General features: G+C 66.1%; 20 protein-coding genes. 5 read left to right on the top strand and 15 right to left on the bottom strand.

All coding sequences use genetic code 11. From position 1 onward, the window contains the following. Nucleotides 1–3: 3 nt before the first annotated feature. From P0086_RS20385 to urtA, 9 genes are all read right to left on the bottom strand, one after another. Nucleotides 4–360: a GFA family protein gene (locus P0086_RS20385; RefSeq protein ID WP_275788922.1), complete on the bottom strand. Its 357-nt coding sequence runs from the start codon at nt 358–360 to the stop codon at nt 4–6. A 1-nt stretch (nt 361) separates the two neighbouring features. Next, nucleotides 362–667: an urease subunit beta gene (locus P0086_RS20380; protein ID WP_275788920.1), complete on the bottom strand. Its 306-nt coding sequence runs from the start codon at nt 665–667 to the stop codon at nt 362–364. A 21-nt stretch (nt 668–688) separates the two neighbouring features. After that, nucleotides 689–991, bottom strand: a complete 303-nt coding sequence (locus tag P0086_RS20375; protein WP_148189901.1) for an urease subunit gamma — start codon at nt 989–991, stop codon at nt 689–691. A 20-nt stretch (nt 992–1,011) separates the two neighbouring features. After that, nucleotides 1,012–1,821, bottom strand: a complete 810-nt coding sequence (locus tag P0086_RS20370; protein ID WP_275789533.1) for an urease accessory protein UreD — start codon at nt 1,819–1,821, stop codon at nt 1,012–1,014. Between the two features lie 124 nt (nt 1,822–1,945). Continuing rightward, nucleotides 1,946–2,641 (bottom strand): urea ABC transporter ATP-binding subunit UrtE, encoded by a 696-nt coding sequence (urtE, locus tag P0086_RS20365; protein WP_112599699.1) that lies wholly within the window; start codon nt 2,639–2,641, stop codon nt 1,946–1,948. Between the two features lie 198 nt (nt 2,642–2,839). Continuing rightward, complete coding sequence (gene urtD / locus P0086_RS20360) at nt 2,840–3,592, bottom strand: urea ABC transporter ATP-binding protein UrtD (RefSeq protein WP_275788916.1); 753 nt, start codon at nt 3,590–3,592, stop codon at nt 2,840–2,842. Between the two features lie 4 nt (nt 3,593–3,596). Next, complete coding sequence (gene urtC / locus P0086_RS20355; protein ID WP_275788914.1) at nt 3,597–4,760, bottom strand: urea ABC transporter permease subunit UrtC; 1,164 nt, start codon at nt 4,758–4,760, stop codon at nt 3,597–3,599. Next, nucleotides 4,757–6,388: an urea ABC transporter permease subunit UrtB gene (urtB, locus tag P0086_RS20350; RefSeq protein ID WP_275788912.1), complete on the bottom strand. Its 1,632-nt coding sequence runs from the start codon at nt 6,386–6,388 to the stop codon at nt 4,757–4,759. Before urtB ends, urtC begins: the two co-directional genes overlap by 4 nt. A gap of 154 nt (nt 6,389–6,542) precedes the next feature. Further along, nucleotides 6,543–7,835, bottom strand: coding sequence for an urea ABC transporter substrate-binding protein (urtA, locus tag P0086_RS20345; protein ID WP_112599696.1), 1,293 nt, complete (start codon nt 7,833–7,835; stop codon nt 6,543–6,545). A gap of 224 nt (nt 7,836–8,059) precedes the next feature. Between urtA and P0086_RS20340 the strand changes: the two genes are divergently transcribed. From P0086_RS20340 to P0086_RS20320, 5 genes are all read left to right on the top strand, one after another. Then, complete coding sequence (locus tag P0086_RS20340) at nt 8,060–11,449, top strand: ATP-binding protein (protein WP_275788908.1); 3,390 nt, start codon at nt 8,060–8,062, stop codon at nt 11,447–11,449. A 1-nt stretch (nt 11,450) separates the two neighbouring features. Next, nucleotides 11,451–12,359, top strand: coding sequence for a response regulator (locus tag P0086_RS20335; protein ID WP_275789530.1), 909 nt, complete (start codon nt 11,451–11,453; stop codon nt 12,357–12,359). Nucleotides 12,360–12,439: 80 nt separating this feature from the next. Further along, nucleotides 12,440–12,574 (top strand): hypothetical protein, encoded by a 135-nt coding sequence (locus tag P0086_RS20330; protein WP_275788905.1) that lies wholly within the window; start codon nt 12,440–12,442, stop codon nt 12,572–12,574. Nucleotides 12,575–12,717: 143 nt separating this feature from the next. Then, a complete protein-coding gene (locus P0086_RS20325) occupies nt 12,718–13,062 on the top strand; it encodes a hypothetical protein (protein WP_275788902.1) in 345 nt (114 codons plus the stop codon). A 109-nt stretch (nt 13,063–13,171) separates the two neighbouring features. Next, a complete protein-coding gene (locus tag P0086_RS20320; RefSeq protein ID WP_112599692.1) occupies nt 13,172–13,513 on the top strand; it encodes a hypothetical protein in 342 nt (113 codons plus the stop codon). 106 nt (nt 13,514–13,619) lie between these two features. Here the strand turns inward: P0086_RS20320 and P0086_RS20315 are convergent, their stop codons facing one another. The 6 genes from P0086_RS20315 to P0086_RS20290 all read right to left on the bottom strand — a co-directional run bounded on the left by P0086_RS20315 (nt 13,620) and on the right by P0086_RS20290 (nt 20,421). Continuing rightward, nucleotides 13,620–14,378, bottom strand: a complete 759-nt coding sequence (locus P0086_RS20315; protein WP_112599691.1) for a FadR/GntR family transcriptional regulator — start codon at nt 14,376–14,378, stop codon at nt 13,620–13,622. Nucleotides 14,379–14,429: 51 nt separating this feature from the next. Next, nucleotides 14,430–15,398, bottom strand: coding sequence for a galactofuranose ABC transporter, permease protein YjfF (gene yjfF / locus P0086_RS20310; protein ID WP_112611666.1), 969 nt, complete (start codon nt 15,396–15,398; stop codon nt 14,430–14,432). Continuing rightward, nucleotides 15,395–16,417, bottom strand: coding sequence for an ABC transporter permease (locus P0086_RS20305; RefSeq protein WP_275788896.1), 1,023 nt, complete (start codon nt 16,415–16,417; stop codon nt 15,395–15,397). Before P0086_RS20305 ends, yjfF begins: the two co-directional genes overlap by 4 nt. After that, nucleotides 16,414–17,949, bottom strand: a complete 1,536-nt coding sequence (ytfR, locus tag P0086_RS20300) for a galactofuranose ABC transporter, ATP-binding protein YtfR (RefSeq protein ID WP_275788894.1) — start codon at nt 17,947–17,949, stop codon at nt 16,414–16,416. The genes P0086_RS20305 and ytfR overlap by 4 nt, the downstream gene beginning before the upstream one ends. A 149-nt stretch (nt 17,950–18,098) precedes the next feature. Then, nucleotides 18,099–19,061 (bottom strand): galactofuranose ABC transporter, galactofuranose-binding protein YtfQ, encoded by a 963-nt coding sequence (ytfQ, locus tag P0086_RS20295; protein ID WP_275788891.1) that lies wholly within the window; start codon nt 19,059–19,061, stop codon nt 18,099–18,101. 421 nt (nt 19,062–19,482) lie between these two features. Continuing rightward, nucleotides 19,483–20,421, bottom strand: a complete 939-nt coding sequence (locus tag P0086_RS20290; RefSeq protein ID WP_275788888.1) for an ELM1/GtrOC1 family putative glycosyltransferase — start codon at nt 20,419–20,421, stop codon at nt 19,483–19,485. Nucleotides 20,422–20,473 lie beyond the last annotated feature (52 nt).

Genomic DNA, 20,473 nt, shown 5'->3' with positions numbered 1-20,473 from the left:
CTCTCAAGCCGATGCGCCGTCATGGGCATGGGGCGACAGCGCACGCGGGTTCACGCCCTCCAGGCAATTGACGTTGATCGCCACCATCGGCGTGCCGTCCGGTTTCTCGCCGTAGGAGAAACCCTGGATGCCGCGGGTCTTGCAGAACAGATGGCGGAGCTTCATCGTGTTGAAGCGGTATTCGGTGAGGTTGTCCTCGCCGGCGTTCAGGGTGAAAGCCTCGCGCGGGGCGAAGGCCAGCACCGAGCCCAGGCGCTGGCAGCGCGAGCAGTTGCAGGTGATCGTGTGGTCGAGGTCGGTATCGGCCTCGAAGGAGACGGCGCCGCACTGGCAGCTGCCGCGGTAGTGTGCGATCGCCATGTCAGAGCCCTCCCATCACCTTCTGGCGGAAACCGTAGATCTCGCGCTTGCCGGCAAAGGGGATCAGCCGCACCGTGCGCGTCTGGCCCGGCTCGAAGCGCACCGCCGTGCCGGCGGGAATGTCGAGCCGCAGGCCGCGGGCCCTGTCGCGGTCGAAGGACAGGCCGGCATTGGTCTCGTAGAAATGATAATGGCTGCCGACCTGGATCGGCCGGTCGCCGGTGTTGGAGACGTCCAGCTCGATCACCGGCAGGCCGGCGTTCAGTTCGATGTCGCCGTTTGCGGCAATGACTTCACCGGGAATCATCGGCTTTCTCCTCCGTGCCCGTCAGCGGATCGGTTCGTGGACGGTGACGAGCTTGGTGCCGTCCGGGAAGGTCGCCTCGACCTGGATGTCGTGGATCATCTCGGCGATCCCCTCCATCACCTGGTCGCGGGTGACGACATGGGCGCCGGCCTCCATCAGATCGGCGACGGAGCGGCCGTCGCGGGCGCCTTCGACGACGAAGTCGGTGATCAGCGCGATCGCCTCGGGATGGTTCAGCTTGACGCCGCGCTCCAGCCGCCTGCGGGCGACGACGGCCGCCATGGCGATCAGGAGCTTGTCTTTTTCACGAGGTGTCAGGTTCATGGAAGGCCCGTCCGTTGCAACTACAGAGTCCAGACTTTCGGCAGGCTCGCGCCTTTGCGCAAGTGCGAAATGACCGGGATCAGAATTTTCCGCAGGGCGAAGCCGTCCGCCGCGCTCACGCGGGCGACCAGCTTGTCCTGCCAATGGCTTGCGCCGGCCACGGCGTCGCCGAAAAGCGCCCGCATCTGCGGCAGCAGCGCTTCTGCCTGCGGGCCGCAATAGAGGAGCGTGGCGAAGGCGCCGGCACCGGCGAGAACGGCCTGTCGGGCCGTCAGATCGGCGACCTCGCCCTCGAAACGGGCCTCCTCGGCGTGGACCAGCCGGCCCTGCCGCCGGATACGCCAGCGGTCGCGGAACAGCCCCGCCGTCATCGCCTCGCCCATCGCCTTGCGGCCGAACAGCACCGCCTCGACGGCGAGGAACTCGGCGTCTTCGGCGAGCTCGACGTCGAGGCTGCGGGTCAGCGAGGCCCTGTCGAACAGGATCGTCTCCTGCGGCAGCCAGTCGACGCGGGCGCCGGCGGCCACGGTGATCGTCGTCGAGACGGTCGCCGTATCGGCGCTCGCCTTGTAGATCTTCTCGCAGGCCTGGGTGGTGAGCGTCAGGCGCGTGCCCTCGCCGGCGCCGAAGGACCAGTCGACGACATCGCCGCCGGTGAGCCCGCCGGAGGTGTTGATCAGCACCGCCTCCATGCCGGCCTCGAAGGTTTCGGGCAGGCGAATCTTGGCGCAGCCCTCCTGGTAGAAGGTGTCGAGTCGCGTCCGCCCGGCGCTGGCCTTGGTCCGGAGCCGGCCGACGCCGCGGGCGCGCTGGGGGCGGCCTGGCTGCATCTCGGCGATGATTGCTTGCGTCTTCACGTCGGCCTTTCGCTTGGCACCTTCGTTCCCGGCTCCGATCCGGCCCGCTCGACAGGCTGGCGGTGCCGCCACAGGCCGGACCATCGCCGCCGACCGATCACACGGTCAGGTGCCGCCGCGCCTCGGGCGTGTCCAGCGTCTCGGCCGGGCCCTCGTGCACGATCTCGCCACGATCCATGATGTAGACCTGATCGGCAAGCTCCCGGCAGAAGTCAAGGTACTGTTCCACAAGCAGGATCGCCATGCCGGTGGAATCACGCAGGTACTTGATCGCCCGGCCGATGTCCTTGATGATCGACGGCTGGATGCCCTCGGTCGGCTCGTCCAGCACCAGGATCTTCGGCCGCGTCACCAGCGCCCGGCCGATCGCCAGCTGCTGCTGCTGGCCGCCGGAAAGGTCGCCGCCGCGGCGGCCGAGCATCGACTGCAGCACCGGAAACAGGCTGAAGATGTCGTCCGGGATGAACCGCTCGGCCCGCTTCAGCGGCGCGTAGCCGCTTTCCAGGTTCTCCTTCACCGTCAGCAGCGGGAAGATCTCGCGGCCCTGCGGCACGTAGCCGATCCCCTGCTTGGCGCGGCCGTAGGGCGCCATGCCGTTCAGCGCCACGCCGTTGAAGCTGACGGTGCCGGAGGAGAGCGGGTGCTGGCCGGTCACCGCGCGCAACAGGCTCGACTTGCCGACGCCGTTGCGGCCGAGCACGCAGGTGATCTTGCCCATCTCGGCCGAGAGCGAGATGCCGCGCAGCGCCTGGGCGGCGCCGTAGTGGAGACTGGCTTTTTCGACTGTCAGCATGCCCGATCCTCGATGTCGTCCGTCCGGCGGGATGTCCCGCCCCTTTTGCACCTGCCGGCCCTCCTCCCCGCAGTCGGAGAGAAGGGCCGAAACGGCACCGCCGAGAACGCAACGCCGGCAGTGCCTCGTTTGGTCTGTCCCCTCTCCCGCGCGCGGCGGGAGAGGGTCAGGGTGAAGGAGGTCCGTGCCCCCGAACCCTCACCGCCCCAGATAGTTCTCGATCACCTTCTGATCGGCGCTGACGAAATCGATCGAGCCTTCCGCCAGGACCGATCCCTCCGCCAGGCACGTCACCTTGACGCCGAGGTCGCGGATGAAGCCCATGTCATGCTCGACGACGACGACCGAGCGCGTTTTGGCGATCTCCTTCAGGAGGATCGCCGTCTCGGCCGTCTCGGCGTCGGTCATGCCGGCCACCGGCTCGTCGACCAGCAGCAGCTCCGGTTCCTGCGCCAGCAGCATGCCGATCTCCAGCCATTGCTTCTGGCCGTGGCTGAGGCTGGCGGCGAGGTCGTTCCTGCGGTTCGACAGGCGCACGGTGGAGAGGATCTCCTCGATGCGGGCGTTGTCCTCCGCCGTCATCCGGTAGAACAGGGTGGCGAAGACGCCGCGCTTGCGGTTTAGCGCCAGTTCGAGATTGTCCCAGACGGTGTGGCTCTCGAACACCGTCGGCTTCTGGAACTTGCGGCCGATGCCGAGCTGGGCGATTTCCGCCTCATCGCGCTTGGTGAGGTCGATATCGCCCTTGAAGAACACCGCGCCGGTGTCCGGACGGGTCTTGCCGGTGATGATATCCATCATCGTCGTCTTGCCGGCGCCGTTCGGGCCAATGATCGCGCGCAACTCGCCGGGCTCGATGACGAAGGAGAGCGCATTCAGCGCCTTGAAGCCGTCGAAGGAGACGGAGACGCCGTCGAGATAGAGCAGGCTGGTCGGTTTCTTCTCGTTCATGGTCTCACTCCGCCGCCAGGGGTTCGACCGCAGCCATGGCCTTGGCCGCCTCGTCGTCGGCCGCCTTGCGATAGGCCTTGCGCTTCGCCCGCCAGGCTTGCGCCGTGCCGACGATGCCCTTCGGCAGGAACAGGGTGACGAGGACGAACAGGCCGCCGAGCGCGAACAGCCAGAATTCCGGGAAGGCTGCGGTGAAGATGCTTTTCCCGCCGTTGACGAGGATGGCGCCGATGATCGGGCCGATCAGCGTGCCGCGGCCGCCGACCGCCGTCCAGATGACCACCTCGATCGAATTGCCGGGCTCGAACTCGCCGGGATTGATGATACCGACCTGCGGCACGTAGAGCGCGCCGGCCACCCCCGCCATCATCGCCGAGACGGTGAAGGCGAAGAGCTTGAAGTGCTCGACGCGGTAGCCGAGGAAGCGCGTGCGGCTCTCGGCGTCGCGCACGCCGACGAGGATCTTGCCGTATTTGGAGCGGACCATGCCGGACGTCAGGACCAGCGAGAGCGCCAGCGCCACGGCGGACGCCGCAAACAGGGCGGCGCGGGTGCCGTCGGCCTGGATGTTGAAGCCGAGGATGTCCTTGAAATCGGTCAGGCCGTTGTTGCCGCCGAAGCCCATGTCGTTGCGGAAGAAGGCGAGCAGCAGCGCGAACGTCATCGCCTGGGTGATGATCGAGAGATAGACGCCGTTGACGCGCGAGCGAAAGGCGAACCAGCCGAAGACGAAGGCGAGCAGGCCCGGCACCAGCACCACCATCAGCGCGGCGAACCAGAACATGTCGAAGCCGTACCAGAACCAGGGCAGCTCCTTCCAGTTGAGGAAGACCATGAAGTCCGGCAACAGCGGGTTGCCGTAGGAGCCGCGCGCGCCGATCTGGCGCATCAGGTACATGCCCATCGCATAGCCGCCGAGCGCGAAGAAGGCGGCATGGCCGAGCGACAGGATCCCGCAGAAGCCCCAGACGAGATCCAGCGCCAAGGCCAGGAGCGCATAGGTCAGGTACTTGCCGAACAGCGAGACCAGATAGGTCGGCACATGCAGCGGATGATCGGGCGACGTCAGCAGGTTGAGCGCCGGCACCAGCAGGCCGAGACCGAGGATGACGGCGACGGCAATGACGATCGTGCGGTCGAAGGATTTGAGGAGAAACGAGGTGATCATGCTTCCACCGCCCTGCCCTTGAGTGCGAACAGCCCGCGCGGCCGCTTCTGGATGAAGAGGATGATCAGCACGAGGACGAGGATCTTGCCGAGCACGGCCCCCGCATAGGGCTCGAGGAACTTGTTGAGGATGCCGAGGGTGAAGGCGCCGACCAGCGTGCCCCAGAGATTGCCGACGCCGCCGAAGACCACGACCATGAAGCTGTCGATGATGTAGCCCTGGCCGAGGTTCGGCGACACGTTGTCGATCTGCGAGAGCGCCACGCCGGCGATCCCGGCGATGCCGGAGCCGAGCGCGAAGGTGAGCGCGTCCACCCAGGGCGTGCGGATGCCCATCGAGGAGGCCATGCGGCGGTTCTGCGTCACCGCCCGCATCTGCAGCCCCATCGGCGTCTTCTTCAGGAGGAACAGCAGCGCTGCGAAGACGGCGAGCGAAAAGACGATGATCCAGAGCCGGTTCCAGGTGATCGTCAGCCCGCCGAGCTCGAAGGCGCCGGACATCCAGGCGGGGTTGCCGACCTCGCGGTTGGTCGGGCCGAAGATGGTGCGCACGGCCTGCTGCAGGATCAGCGAGATGCCCCAGGTGGCCAGCAGGGTCTCGAGCGGCCGGCCGTAGAGGAAGCGGATGACGCCGCGCTCGATCGCAAGGCCGACGATGCCGGTGACGAGGAAGGCGAGCGGCAGGGCGATTGCGAGCGACCAGTCGAACAGCGCCGGGAACGAGCCGCGGATCACTTCCTGGACGACGAAGGTGGTGTAGGCGCCGAGCATGACCATCTCGCCATGCGCCATGTTGATGATGCCCATGACGCCGAAGGTGATGGCAAGCCCGATCGCGGCCAGCAGCAGCACGGAGCCGAGCGACAGGCCGTACCAGACGTTCTGGCCCGCCGCCCAGAAGGCCTGGCGTTCCTTTATGCTTTCGATCGCGGTCTCGATGTCGGGCCGCAGATTGTCGTCGGCGGACGAAAGGGCGGCCGACAGCAGCGACAGCGCATCCTGGCCGCCGGCATTGCTGATGACGGCGACGGCGGCCTTCTTCTCGTCGTCCGGCCGATCGGAGATAAGCAGCGCTGCGGCGCGCGCGCGCTCCAGCACCGGCTTGACGTCGGCACTGGTCTCTGCGGCAAGCGCCGTCTCGATCTGTTCGAGCGCATCTGCCGAGGGCGTGCGCAGCATGGTCTGGGCCGCCTGCAGGCGGACGCCGGCATCCGGGCTCATCAGCGTCAGGCCGCCGAGTGCGGCGCGGACGGCGCGGCGGAGGCCGTTGTTGACGCGGATCTTGGTGAGCGCGCTGGCGGCTTCCGTGCCGACTTCCTCGCCGGAAAGGGGATCGAGCAGGGTCAGGCTGCCGCCTGTCGATTTCGTCAGGAACACCTGCTTGTCGGACTTGCGCTGATAGAGATCGCCGGCGGCCAGGGCCTCGAGCGCCGGAACGATCTTCGGATCGCCGGTCTTAGCCAGCGCTTCGACCTGCTTGATGGTCTGGGCGAAATTGCCCTCGCCCAGTGCGTTGACCATCGCGCGGAGGTCATCCTGCGCCCTGAGATCGGTCGCAAGGAGCGTGACCAGGAGGCAAAGGGTCACCAGCAGGGACTGGAGCGATCGATAGGCTAGCCGCATCAACATGACATCATCCTCGCCGGGCCGGCTGCAGGCCGGAAGCGGCTTCCGGCGTCGGCATTGAAAGTTCGGAAGCATCCCGCCACCGGAGAATGGCGGGATGCATCCGGCCGGTCACGCAGAACGCGCCCGCGTGCCCGGCCGATCGAATGGTGAGGGATCAGGAGCCCTTGCCGCCGCACTTGCCCGTGGCGACGTTGAAGTTGCCGCACGACATCGGCGCGCGCCAGTCGGAGATCAGGTCCTTGGAGTCCGGCAGGTAGTCGGACCACTCGTCGCCGACCACGAGGCCGGGCGTCTCCCAGACGGTCTCGAACTGGCCGTCGGCCTGGATTTCGCCGATCAGCACCGGCTTGGTGATGTGGTGGTTCGGCATCATCGTCGAGTAGCCGCCCGAAAGGTTCGGGACCGAGATGCCGATCATCGCGTCGAGGACGGCGTCGGTGTCGGTGGTGCCGGCCTTCTCGACCGCCTTCAGCCACATGTTGAAGCCGATGTAGTGCGCTTCCATCGGGTCGTTGGTGACGCGCTTGTCGTTCTTGGTATAGGCCTTCCAGGTCTTGATGAACTCGGCATTGGCCGGGTTGTCGACGGACTGGAAGTAGTTCCAGGCGGCGAGATGACCGACGAGCGGGCCGGTGTCGAGGCCGGCGAGTTCCTCCTCACCGACGGAGAAGGCGACGACCGGGATGTCCTCGGCCTTGATGCCCTGGTTGCCGAGCTCCTTGTAGAAGGGAACGTTGGCGTCGCCGTTGATGGTGGAGACCACGGCCGTCTTCTTGCCGGCGGAGCCGAAGCCCTTGATGTCGGAGACGATCGTCTGCCAGTCGGAATGGCCGAACGGGGTGTAGTTGATCATGATGTCCTCGGGCTTCACACCCTTGGAGATCAGATAGGCCTCGAGGATCTTGTTGGTCGTGCGCGGATAGACGTAATCGGTGCCGGCGAGCACCCAGCGCTCGACGCCCTCGTTCTCCATCAGGTAGTCGACGGCCGGGATCGCCTGCTGGTTCGGCGCAGCACCGGTGTAGAAGACGTTGCGCTGGCTTTCCTCGCCCTCGTACTGGACGGGGTAGAACAGGATCGAGTTCAGCTCCTCGAAGACCGGCAGCACGGACTTGCGCGACACGGAGGTCCAGCAGCCGAACACGGCCGAGACCTTGTCGACGGAGACGAGCTCGCGGGCCTTTTCGGCAAACAGCGGCCAGTCGGACGCGGGGTCGACGACCACGGCTTCGAGTTTCTTGCCGAGCAGGCCGCCCTTCTTGTTCTGCTCCTCGATGAGCATCAGCATGGCATCCTTCAGCGTCGTTTCCGAGATCGCCATGGTGCCGGACAGCGAATGCAGAATGCCGACCTTGATCGTGTCATCGGCCGCGAACGCGCCGTTGAGCGCCGTCGTCGAGAGAACGGCAGCGAGAAATGCGCCGGTCAGGCGTGCCTTGATAGTCATGTGGTGAACCCCTCTAGTTCGCAAGGGCAACGGGCGGTCTGGTTTCTTTAACCGTTGCTTAAGGGATCATCCGACGTTCCCGCTGCAGTGCACATACGTCATTCTACGTAGACGGCGGGGTAAAGAACGGCACCTCTGCCGCGGCGCACCAATTCTCCGCCGCGCCGCGATGTGCTACGAACGGGCCACGGTCCTGCATTTCGCCGCCGTTCAGAAGGAAGCCCATGGCCGCACGCCAGCGCATCATACCGGTCAGGCGCCAGTACAACCGTTGGGTCGCCGACCAGACGCTGGAGGACTATGCGCTGCGGTTCACCGCCAAGAGCGCGCGGCGCTTCTCGTCGGAGCGGATCTCGCAGACGGCGATCGGGGCGATCTCGTTCCTGGCGCTGGAGGCGATCGGCGGCACCATCACCATGTCCTACGGCACGACCAACGCGATCGCCGCGATCGTCGTTGCCAGCCTGATGATCCTGCTCGTCGGCCTGCCGATCAGCCGCTATGCGATCCGCCACGGCGTCGACATCGACCTTCTGACCCGCGGCGCGAGCTTCGGCTACATCGGCTCAACCATCACCTCGCTCATCTATGCGAGCTTCACCTTCATCCTGTTCGCCATCGAAGCCTCGATCATGTCGGGGGCGCTGGAGCTGGCGCTCGGCATCCCGCTGTGGATCGGCTACATCATCAGCGCGGTGGCGGTGATCCCGCTCGTCACCTATGGCGTGCGGCTGATCTCGAAGTTCCAGCTCGTCACCCAGCCGTTCTGGATCGTGCTCAACATCCTGCCCTTCGTCTTCATCGCCTTTGCCGACTGGAACGCCTTCGGCGAATGGCTCGCCTATTCCGGCATCCATCATGCCTCGGGTCCGCCCGGCACGATCGCGCCGTTCCATCTGGTCGAGTTCGGCGCGGCGTCCGCCGTCATCTTCGCGCTGATGGCGCAGATCGGCGAGCAGGTCGACTTCCTGCGCTTTCTGCCGCCCGACGGCCAGCGCAAGCTCAGTCACCGCATCGCCGTCTTCCTCGCAGGCTCCGGCTGGGTCGTGGTCGGCGCACCGAAGCTGCTCGCGGGATCGTTCCTCGTCGTGCTCGTGCTGAACGCCGGCGTGCCCTCGACGCGCGCGGCCGATCCGGCGCAGATGTACCACACCGCCTTCGGCTACATGATCCCGTGGGAGTGGGCGACGCTGCTTCTGATGGTCGCCTTCGTCGTGGTCTCGCAGCTGAAGATCAACGTGATGAACGCCTATGCGGGCTCGCTCGCCTGGTCGAACTTCTTCTCGCGGCTGACCCACAGCCACCCCGGCCGCGTCATCTGGCTGGTGTTCAACGTGGCGATCGCGCTGCTTCTGATGGAGCTCGGCATCTACCGGCTGCTGGAGGAGACGCTCGGCATCTTCTCGATCGTCGCCATGGCCTGGCTCTGCACGATCTCCGCCGATCTCTTCGTCAACAAGCCGCTCGGCCTGTCGCCGCCCGGCATCGAGTTCAAGCGGGCGCACCTCTACGACATCAACCCGGTCGGGCTCGGCGCGATGCTGGTTTCCGCCACCATCGCGCTCGTCGCCCATTTCGGCGCCTTCGGCGACATCGCGGCCTCGCTCGCCCCCTACATCGCCGCGGCCGTCGCCTTCGTCGCCTCGCCGCTGATCGCCTGGAAGACGGACGGCAAGTTCTACCTCGCCCGCAAGCCGCGGCGGAACTGGCACCTGCAGCACACGATCACCTGCTCGATCTGCGAACATCCCTTCGAGCCGGAGGACATGGCCTGGTGCCCGGCCTATGCCGCGCCGATCTGCTCGCTCTGCTGTTCGCTCGACAGCCGCTGCCACGACATGTGCAAGCCGAAGGCGCGCTTCCATGCGCAGGCCGCCCATGTCGCCCGCGCGGTGCTGCCCGATCCGGTGGTCGACAAGCTGAAGACCCGGCTCGGCCGCTACGCGCTCTCCGCCGCGCTGTCGATCGCCTCGATCGGCGTGATCCTCGCGATGATCGCCCACCAGGCCGGCGGCGCCTCGCCGGAGACGGCGGCCGTCGTCGAGGGCACGGTCGCCATCGTCTTTTTCGTGTTCGCCGTCATCGCCGGCGTGGTCTGCTGGTTCTACGTCCTCGCACACGACAGCCGGGTGGTGGCGGAGGAGGAATCCTCGCGGCAGAACACGCTGCTGCTCAAGGAAATCGCGGCGCACAAGAAGACGGACGCGGCCCTGCAGGAGGCCAAAGAGGCGGCAGAGGCGGCCAACCGCGCCAAGAGCCGCTACGTCGTCGGCCTCAGCCACGAGCTGCGCACGCCGCTCAACGCCGTGCTCGGCTATGCCCAGCTCCTGGAGCGCGACGAGACGATTCCCGCGCCGCGGCAGCCGGCGGTGAAGGTGATCCGGCGCAGCGCCGAGCACCTGTCCGGCCTGATCGACGGGCTGCTGGACATTTCCAAGATCGAGGCGGGCAAGCTGCAGGTCTATTCCAACGAGATCAACATCCACGATTTCCTCGACCAGATCGTCGACATGTTCAGGCCGCAGGCGCAGGCCAAGGGCGTCGCTTTCGAGCACCTGCGCAGCCCCTCCCTGCCCCAGTTCGTGCGCACCGACGAGAAGCGGCTGCGGCAGATCCTCGTCAACCTCGTCTCCAACGCGCTGAAATTCACCGACAGCGGCCATATCCGCCTCGAGGTCGGCTATCGCAGCCAGGTGGCGACCTTCACCGTCGAGGACAGCGGCCGCGGCATTGCGGAGAAGGATCTGCCGCGCATCTTCGACCCCTTCCAGCGCGGCGAGGCGGAGCACGTCAATCGCATGCCCGGCCTCGGGCTCGGCCTGACGATCACGCGGCTCCTGACCCAGACGCTCGGCGGCGAGATATCGGTGACGAGCGCCAAGGATCGCGGCACGACGTTCCGGGTGCGGCTGATGCTGTCGGCGGTCGACCGGCCGCAATCGCTGCTGGAGCCCGCGAGCCGCATCCGCGGCTACGCCGGGCGGCGGCGCAGCATCCTCGTCGTCGACGACAACGAGGACCATCGCAAGCTGATGGCCGAGACGCTTTCACCGCTCGGCTTCAACGTCCTGACCGCCGGCGACGGCGGCGAGTGCCTGGCGCTCACCGAGGCGCTGCGGCCGGATCTGTTCCTCGTCGACATCTCCATGCCGGGCATGAGCGGCTGGGAACTCGTCGAACGGCTGCGCCAGGCCGGGCAGACGGCGCCGATCATCATGCTGTCGGCCAATATCGGCGACGGCTCGGCGCACGGGGGAAGCGACGGCCACGACGACGCCATCGCCAAGCCCTTCGACCTCGGCCAGCTCTGCGACAAGCTGGCGCGGCACCTGAAGCTGACGTGGATCACGTCCGACGCCCAGGCGGGCGCTTCGCCACCGGCAACGCTGCAGCGGATCGTCGATCCCGGCCCCGCCCATGTGGCCGAGCTGATCCGGCTCGGCGAGATCGGCTATGTCCGCGGCATCGAGGCCAAGCTCGCCGAGATCGCCCGGCTGCCCGAGCACAGACCGTTCGCCGATGCGCTGAGAGACTACGTGCAGGCCTTCGACCTTTCCGGCTACGATGCCTTCCTGAAAAACCTATCCGAAGAAAGGACGGAACCGCGTGACTGAGATGCCCGGCCCGCGCGACATCGTGCTCCTCGTCGACGACAGCCCCGAGGCGCTCGGTTTCCTGACCGAGGCGCTGGAGCAGTCCGGCTTCTCGGTGCTGATCGCCACCTCCGGCACCTCGGCGCTGGGGATCGTCGAGCGGATCACGCCCGACATCATCCTGCTCGATGCGGTCATGCCCGGGCTGGACGGCTTCGAGACCTGCCTGCGGCTGAAGGCGAACCCGGCCGTCAGCCAGACGCCCGTCGTGTTCATGACCGGGCTCACGGAGACCGAGCACGTGGTCCGCGCGCTGGAGGCCGGCGGCGTCGACTATCTGACGAAGCCGATCAACATCGACGAATTGCGCGCCCGCATCCGCGTCCACCTCAGCAATGCCCGCTCGGCCCAGAGCGCCCGCGTCGCGCTCGACGCCGCCGGCCGTCATCTGCTCGCCGTCCGCGGCGACGGGCGGGTGCGCTGGTCGACACCGCAGGCGACGCGGCTGATCAATGCCGCGACCGGTTCCGACGACGGGCTGGAGGCGCTGACCGGCCATATCGGCCGCTGGATGAAGGAGAGCGAGGCGAGCGGCAAGGACGGCAGCTTCAGCATCCGCGAAAGCGGCCAGGCGATGCTGCAGCTCTCCTATCTCGGCGCGATCGGCGCCGACGAATACCTGTTCCGGCTCAGCGCGGAGAACCGGCTCAGCGACGACGAGATCCTGCGCCAGCATTTCTCGCTGACGCAGCGGGAATCCGAGGTGCTGCTCTGGATCGCCAAGGGCAAGGCCAACCGCGACATCGGCGAGATCCTGGGCCTCAGCGCCCGGACCGTCACCAAGCATCTGGAGCAGATCTACGTGAAGCTCGGCGTGGAGAACCGCGCCTCGGCGGCGGTGAAGGCAACGCACGTGCTGCACGCGGTGTGAGAAACGCGGAAACCATAGATTTCGAAGCGGTTTCCGACTTTCCTCCAGCCGTGCTATCTTCGGCATGGGGAGGAGCTGTGATGGAAAATTTTATCGCGTTGTCCGCCATTGTCCTTGGAACCGCCGTGCTGGGCTTCCTGCTCGCACAGGCGATGCGCCGCCAGCGCGAGCACCGGCGCCCGCACCACCACGACGAGATCACGCCGCCGTTCTGACCGCCCCTTCCTGCCGCGGATCGATCTTGCCAACCGCCGCCGTTCACGCCAAACATGGTGCGTGACGGCCACGAGATCCGTTCCCGATGCCTCCGCGTCCGATGCGGGAGGCATTCCGCAGTCGTCCGAAACAAGGAGGCGGCATGGAAGACGGCGAGAACCACAAGGGCGAACCGGAGATCGGCGTCCTCTTCCGCAACGGCAACCTCACCGTCTTCGGGATCGTGCTCTCCTTCTCGCTCGGCTTCCTCAACACCTGGGCCAGCAATCCCAACGAGTGGCGGCTGACAGACCTGCCGACGCTGGTGATGATCTCCACCGGCATCGTCTTCCAGGCCCGCGCGCTGTGGCGGCTGCTTCGCCCGAACTCGCTGAGGAAGAGCGTCTTCGAGGCCGGCAACCGGCTGTTCGCGCTCGGCCTGCTGCTGACGGCCATCGGCGTCATCCTGTGGATCGCGATCGACCTGGCGCGAATGGCGATCTCCTGACCGCCGGAACGAACGACGGGTACGGGCGTTGCTCCGGTATCCAACGCACTTTCCTGACAACCGCCGACCCTGCTCGACAGCCCCGCCCTGCTATGAGAAACTTCCCGCCATGATCGAAAGCACCGATATCGAACTCGAAGACGAACGCCTCAAGGTCCTTGCCGAGCTGGCGCGTCTGAAGGAGACCACGACGGCCGAGATCTCGACCCGCAATGCGCCGGGAACGCGGTCCTGTCACGAGGCGACGCATACGGCCTCGATCGTCCTCGATCTCGTCGACCAGCACCTGCTGCACCACCCGGCGATCGCGGCGAACCCGGAATGGTTCCGCCACGCATCCAAGGCGAGCGAGGCGCTGTTCAACCTCTACCAGTCGATGGGCGCGGCGCAGCTGGAACACCATGGCGACGGGCTTCGGCCCGAGGAGCTCAACGCCAGCAACGACGATTGACGGGGAGCGCCAGGAAGCGGAGGCTCGCGCTCCGCATCCAACGTCGAGGGCGCACGGCCGCGCCGAGCTGCGATGATCAGACCTGTCCGATGAGCACGGCGGCCGACTATGACGTCGATGCGCGGCGGCGTTCGTTGAGCGCTTCCACCACCCGGTCGCGGCCGACGCGGATGACGTTCTCCATGGCGCGGCGCGCGCCCTCCTCGTCGCGCCGGCGGATCTCCTCGACGATGCGGATATGCGTCGCCGCCACGTCGTCGATCTTGCCGCGGTCGCGGGCCGGCGAGCTCAGGCGGAAGACGCCCACGAGAGCTGCCTCGATCAGGCTGCCGATCGTGCGGAAGAAGGGATTGCGCGAGGCGTCGAGCACGGAGAGGTGAAAGCGCAGGTCGGCCAGCGCCAGCGTCTCGGCCGTATGCTCCGGGTCGCCCATCGCCATCGCCAGCCGCATCATGTGGCTGATGTCGGCATCGGTGGCGAAGCGGGCCGCGAGCACCGCGGCGTGCGGCTCGAAGGCCAGCCGTACCTCGCTGAGATCGAGCAGGAAGACCTCGTCCACGCCCTTGGCCAGCTGCCAGGTGAGGATGTCGCTGTCGAACAGGTTCCACTGCGCGCGCGGCGTGACGCGGGTGCCGATCCGCGCGCGCGGCACGACGAGCCCCTTGGCCGCCAGTGTCTTCATCGATTCCCGCAGCACCGTCCGGGAGACCTTGAAGCGCGCCGCCAGATCGGCATCCCCCGGAAGGGTCGTTCCCACCGGGAACTCGCCCGCGACGATCGCACGTCCGAGCTCGTTCACCACCTGGGCGTGGCTGGTGCGCGTATTGGCGCCGGTAATGACGGTTTCGAGAAGTCCCTTGCGCAATCGAACCCTTCCTCCCCGAACCGGCCCCTCCGGCCGGTTGCATTTCCTTGATCAGGCCAGACGCCTGCCACCCTTCGACAGATAGAGAAATCCTTTCTGCATCAGGATGAAACCGAACAGAAGTAGCCCAATCAGGATCTTCGTCCACCAACTGGAAAGCGAACCGTCGAACGTGATGTAGGTCTGGATCAGCCCCATGATCAGAATGCCGATCAATGTCCCCCCGACAAAGCCGGAGCCGCCGGTGAGCAGCGTCCCGCCAATGACCACGGCCGCGATCGCATCCAGTTCGACGCCGACTGCGGCCAGCGAATAGCCTGCCGAGGTATAGAGGGAGAAGACGATTCCCGAAAGCCCGGCCAAAAGCCCGGAAAAGGCATAGATGGCGATCGTCGTGCGCGCCACCGGAACGCCCATCAGCCGCGCGGTCTGCACGCCGCCGCCGAGCGCATAGACGTTGGCGCCGAAGCGGGTGCGGTGGGCGATCAGGATGCCGGCGGCGAAGACGAGCAGCATCAGGCCGCCGATCAGGGTGATCCGCCCCCCGCCCGGCAGGCGATAGTAGAAGGCCTTCATCGTCGCGTAGAACGGATGCTTCACCGGCACCGAATCGATCGACAGGACGAAGGCCATGCCGCGGGCGAGGAACATGCCGGCGAGCGTGACGATGAAGGGCGGCATTTCGAGGTGATGGATGATCGCCCCCATCAGGGCGCCGAACAGCGTCGCGATCCCGAGCACGAGAACGAAGACGACGAGCGGGTGCAGGCCGGTGTTTTCGAGGACGACGGCGATGAAGACGCCGGTGAAGGCGATGACCGCGCCGATCGACAGGTCGATGCCGCCGGACAGGATGACGAAGGTCATGCCGACGGCGGCGATCCCGAGGAAGGCGTTGTCGGTGAGAAGGTTGCCGATCACCCGCGTCGACAGCATGTTCGGGTACTGCAGGATGCAGAGCGCGTAGGCTGCGACGAAGATCGCGATGGTGGCGGCGAGCGGGACGTAGCGCGGGTTCATTTCGCCTCCTGCTTGACGGGGGCCTCGGCGCTCTCCGAACGGCCGAACAGGGCGGCGAGGTCGCGGATCCGCGGCGACTGGATGACGAGGATCAGAACGATGATCGCCGCCTTGATGATCAGGTTGAACTCCGGCGGGAAGCCGGAGAGCAGGATGCCGGTGTTGATCGACTGGATGATCAGCGCGCCGAGCAATGCCGCGGCGATGCTGAAGCGGCCGCCGAGCAGCGAATTGCCGCCGACGACGACGGCGAGGATGGCGTCCAGCTCCAGCCAGAGTCCGGCATTGTTGGCGTCCGCTCCCTTGATGTCGGCGGCGGCGATGATGCCGGCGATCGCCGCGCACAGGCCGCTCAGCACGTAGGCGGCAACCAGCAGCACCCCGGTGGAGACGCCCGAGAGCGTGCTGGCGCGCCGGTTGATGCCGAGCGCCTCGATCAGCATGCCGAGCGCGGTCCGGCGGACCAGCAGGGTCACCGCGATGCCGAAGACGAGCCAGATGACCACCGGCATCGGCAGGCCGAGGAAGGAGCCGCTGCCGATGAAGATCAGGCCGGGATCGTTGAAGGTGAGGATCGCGCCCTCGGTGATCAGCTGGGCGATGCCGCGGCCGGCGACCATCAGCACCAGCGTGGCGATGATCGGCTGGATGTCGAGGACGGCCACCAGGATGCCGTTCCAAAGCCCGCAGAGCAGGCCGACGGCAAGCGCCAGCGCCAGCGTATAGACCAGCGAATGGCCGGAGGTGATGGACGCGGCCGCGACCGCGCCGCAGATCGCCATGACCGCGCCGACCGACAGGTCGATGCCGCGGGTGGCGATGACGATGGTCATGCCGATCGCCAGGAGCGCCACCGGCGCGCCGCGGTTCAGCACGTCGACGAGGCTGCCGTAGACGCGGCCGTTCTGGATCTGCAATTTCAGGAAATCCGGGAAGGCGAGCGAGATCAGCAGCACGACCGCGACGAGCACGGCGAATTGCGGGGCCAGCCGGATCAGGTGGGGTTTCAGCGCATTCATCGGGACGCCCCCTGCTTCTCGCCGGCGGCGATCGCCTCGACGATGTGGGCGGTCGTCACCGCCTCGCCCACCAGTTCGGACACATGGGTGCGGTCGCGCAGCACGATGACGCGGTGGCTATAGGCGACGAGCTCGTCGAGCTCGGAGGAAATGACGATCAAAGACATGCCCTGTTCGCAGAGATTTTCGATGAGACGGATGATTTCCGCATGCGCGCCGACGTCGATGCCGCGCGTCGGCTCGTCGAGGATAAGGAATTCCGGGTTGGTGGCGAGCCAGCGTGCCAGGATCGCCTTCTGCTGGTTGCCGCCGGAGAGAAGCCGGATCGGCTTTTCCCGGTCGGTGGTGCGGATGTCCAGCGCCTTGATGTACAGGTCGGCCAGCCGTTCCTGCTCGGCGCGCGGGATCGGCCGCGCCCAGCCGCGCCGTGCCTGCAGCGCGAGCGCGATGTTTTCGCGCACCGACAGGTCGCCGACGATGCCGTCGACCTTGCGGTCCTCCGGGCAGAAGCCGAATCTGTGGCGGATGGCGGCGCGCGGCGAGGTCAGCTCGACCGGCTTGCCGTCGATCTCGGCGCTGCCGCTGTCGGACTTCTCGGCACCGAACAGGATCTCGGCGGTCTCGGTACGGCCGGAGCCGAGCAGGCCGGCGATCCCGACCACCTCGCCCTTGCGCACCTCGAGATCGAACGGCTCGATATGTCCCCTGCGGCCGTAGCCGGAAAAGCGGTAGCGGACCGGGCCTTCCTCGGTCTCGGCCTTCGCGACCGTCTTGATCTCGTCGCCGAGTTCGCGGCCGAGCATCATGGCGATCAGTTCCCGGCGCGGGAGTGCGGCCGCCTCGCGGGTGCCGACGAGCTGGCCGTTGCGCAGCACGGTGATGCGGTCGCAGATCGCATAGACCTGTTCGAGGAAATGGGTGATGAAGACGATGCCGAGGCCTTGCGCCTTGAGCCGGCGGACGACGGCAAACAGCATCTCCACCTCGTGCGCGTCGAGGCTCGCGGTCGGCTCGTCGAGGATCAGCACCTTGCCGGAGAGGTCGACGGCGCGGGCGATCGCCACCACCTGCTGCACGGCGACGGAGCAGCTGGAAAGCTCGGCCTTGACGTCGATGTCGAGGTCGTATCCGGCGAGCAGCGTTTCGGCGCGCCGGTTCATCGCGCGTGCATCGACGAGGCCGAAGCGCCGCGGTTGGCGGCCGAGAAACAGGTTTTCGGCGACCGTCAGGTTCGGCAGGAGGTTCACCTCCTGGTAGACCGTGCCGATGCCGAGGCGCTGGGCCTCGAAGGTATCGCGCGGATCAATGTCGACCCCGTCCAGCACCAGCCTGCCGCCGTCGCGGCGATAGGCGCCGGTGATGCACTTGACCAGGGTCGACTTGCCCGCGCCGTTCTCGCCGAGCAGCGCATGCACCTCGCCGCGCCCGAGCTGGAAATTGACCTTGTTCAGAGCCTTGGCGCCGGGAAAGACCTTGTCGATCCCCGTCGCCGAGAGAATGATGTCTTCGCTGCCTAGTATGTTTCCTGGCATTGTCCCTGCCCGAAGTGAATGCCGCATCGGCCAGGCGCCGGGCACGAAACCTCATCCGCCTGCCGAAATCCCCTCCCCGGAAGCAGGGAGAGGACATGCGTGAAAAAGCCCCGCATCCGCATTCGCGCGGAGGCGGGAGCCGGGAGAGATCAGTAGCCGAGGCCCTTCTTTTCCTCGTAGACCTTCATCGGATCGTCCTTCTGGGTGTAGAGCTTCGATTCCGTCTGGATCCACTTCGGCGGCAGCGTGCCGTCCTTCTTGAAGGCGGCGAGCGCGTCGAAGGCCGGGCCGGCCATGTTCGGCGTCAGCTCGACGGTGGCGTTGGCCTCGCCGGCCGCCATGGCCTGGAAGATGTCCGGAACGGCGTCGATGGAGACGACCAGAATGTCGGTGCCCGGCTTCAGGCCCGCTTCCTTGATCGCCTGGATGGCGCCGACGGCCATGTCGTCGTTGTGGGCGTAGAGGGCGCAGATGTTCTTGCCGCCGTCCTCGGCCTTCAGGAAGCTCTCCATGACTTCCTTCCCCTTGGTGCGGGTGAAGTCGCCGGTCTGGCTGCGGATGATCTTGAGGTTGTCATGGCCCGCCAGCGCCTCCTCGAAGCCCTTCTTGCGGTCGATCGCCGGCGAGGAGCCGGTCGTGCCCTGGAGCTCGACGACGTTGCAGGGCTTGCCGGCAACCGCGTCCACCAGCCACTTGCCGGCGACGTTGCCCTCGTGGACGAGGTCGGAGGTGACGGCAGTCATGTAGAGGTCCTCGGACGAATCCACCGTGCGGTCGAGGAGAATGACCGGGATTTCCGCGTCCTTGGCCTCGGTGAGCACGTCGTCCCAACCGGTCGCCACGACCGGCGCGACGAGGATCGCGTCGACGCCCTGGGCGATGAAGGAACGCAGCGCCTTGATCTGGTTTTCCTGCTTCTGCTGGGCATCGGCGAATTTCAGGTCGATGTCGCGGCTTTCGGCCTGCTGCTTGGTCAGCGTCGTCTCAGCGGCGCGCCAGCCGGATTCCGAGCCGATCTGCGAGAAGCCGACGGTCAGATCAGCGGCCTGAGCCGAGCCAAACATGCAGGCAGCCAGAATCGTGGCACTCGCGAGTGCGGTCTTCAATTTCATGATGTCCTCCCAAAGAAAGCTGCTCCTCAGCAGCTGCGGTGAAAACATCATATTGTATTACTATTGTAAACTCAAAACTCCCAGGTTGCACAAAATTCGCAATGCACAAGAACGAGGACCTGAATTGTGCGGCGCAAACAAGCAGCCGACGAGGCGCGCGCGGAAAGCCCGGCGCGTTACGGTGTTGCCGCTCACGAGGCTTCGGAGCGATTTTCCATGGGGCAAATTTTGCTGACGGCGCGAGCACGGCAACGGCGATCCATCGCTCGCCGCCATCGACCGAACGTCGGGCTCAGCCCTTGTCGAGACGCATGAGAGCGGCGACCGCCGCCACGTCGCCCGATCGTGCCTCGCACGAAGGGATGGAGCGGCGGGCCTCTTCGCCAGCCACACCTGCTCCCGGTCAGCAAGAGGGGCGAATTTATCGCCCGTTCGCGGCCTGAAGCGCCGAACTGATGATTTTCGAAATGCGCTCCGCCTCTGCAGGCGGCTCGTAGTCATAGGCGTCCAGCGAACCTTCGTAGCGCCGCGTCAGTTTCAGGGTCGCCTGCAGATCCTGGTGATACTGCTCGAACTTCTGGTATCGCTCGCCGGGCGCCGCGGTCAGATCGAGCGCGTAGACGGGCCGGCCGGTGGACAGCGCCTCGCACGGCATGGTCACGGAGTCCTTGGCGATCAGAAAGGCATCGGCGGCGGCGACATAGTCGATAAAGGGATTGGCGGATATCCGATCCCAGACCGTCACCGAGCCCGAATTCAAAGGCAGTATGGCAGCCAGGGTTTCGGCACTCGAGCGCCGGGACACTGAAATCAGCACCCTCCAGCCCCGACCTGCCAATTCCCTGACGGTGTGGGCGATGTGGCGATGGGAGGCATCGTCATAGACGTAGGCGCCGTTCGAGCCGCCCAGAAAGACGGTGACGACCTTTTCGCCGTTCGGTGCGTAGATCGAGCGCGCCGTGTGTCTGTGACTGTCCCAGAACGCGGCCGAGAACCGGTGCGGGACACCCAGCATCTGATGATAGTTGGGCCTTGCATCGAATTCCGGCCGCCAGCCGTGGCGCGAGACGAACACCAGATCGTAGCCCGGCTTCAGCGGCTCCTGAAGGTGGACCGTGAACGGGCGCGACTTGTAGGTCTGCTTGATCTTCATGACCCGCTTTTCAGCTCTGAAGCCGCAGGAAATAACCAGGTTCGGCTCTTTCTCCCACCTGACGAACAAGGGGCCGTCAAACACCCGGCGCCAGTTGCGATTGGGCTCGAAGGTCTTTTCAGAAGGCTGGGGACTGAGGAATTTTGCAACTGCAAGGCATTGAGACGACGTTCCAATCTTGGATTCGCTAACAGTCCAGACCTTCATATTTTTCTGCTTCCACACTGACCAGTCACTGAAACTTCATCCGGCTGCGATG

Source organism: Mycoplana sp. MJR14 (assembly GCF_029210525.1).
In the GTDB taxonomy this organism is placed as follows: Bacteria; Pseudomonadota; Alphaproteobacteria; order Rhizobiales; family Rhizobiaceae; genus Mycoplana.
Note: the sequence above shows the minus strand (reverse complement) of the source record. Positions and strands in the feature narration are given on the sequence as shown.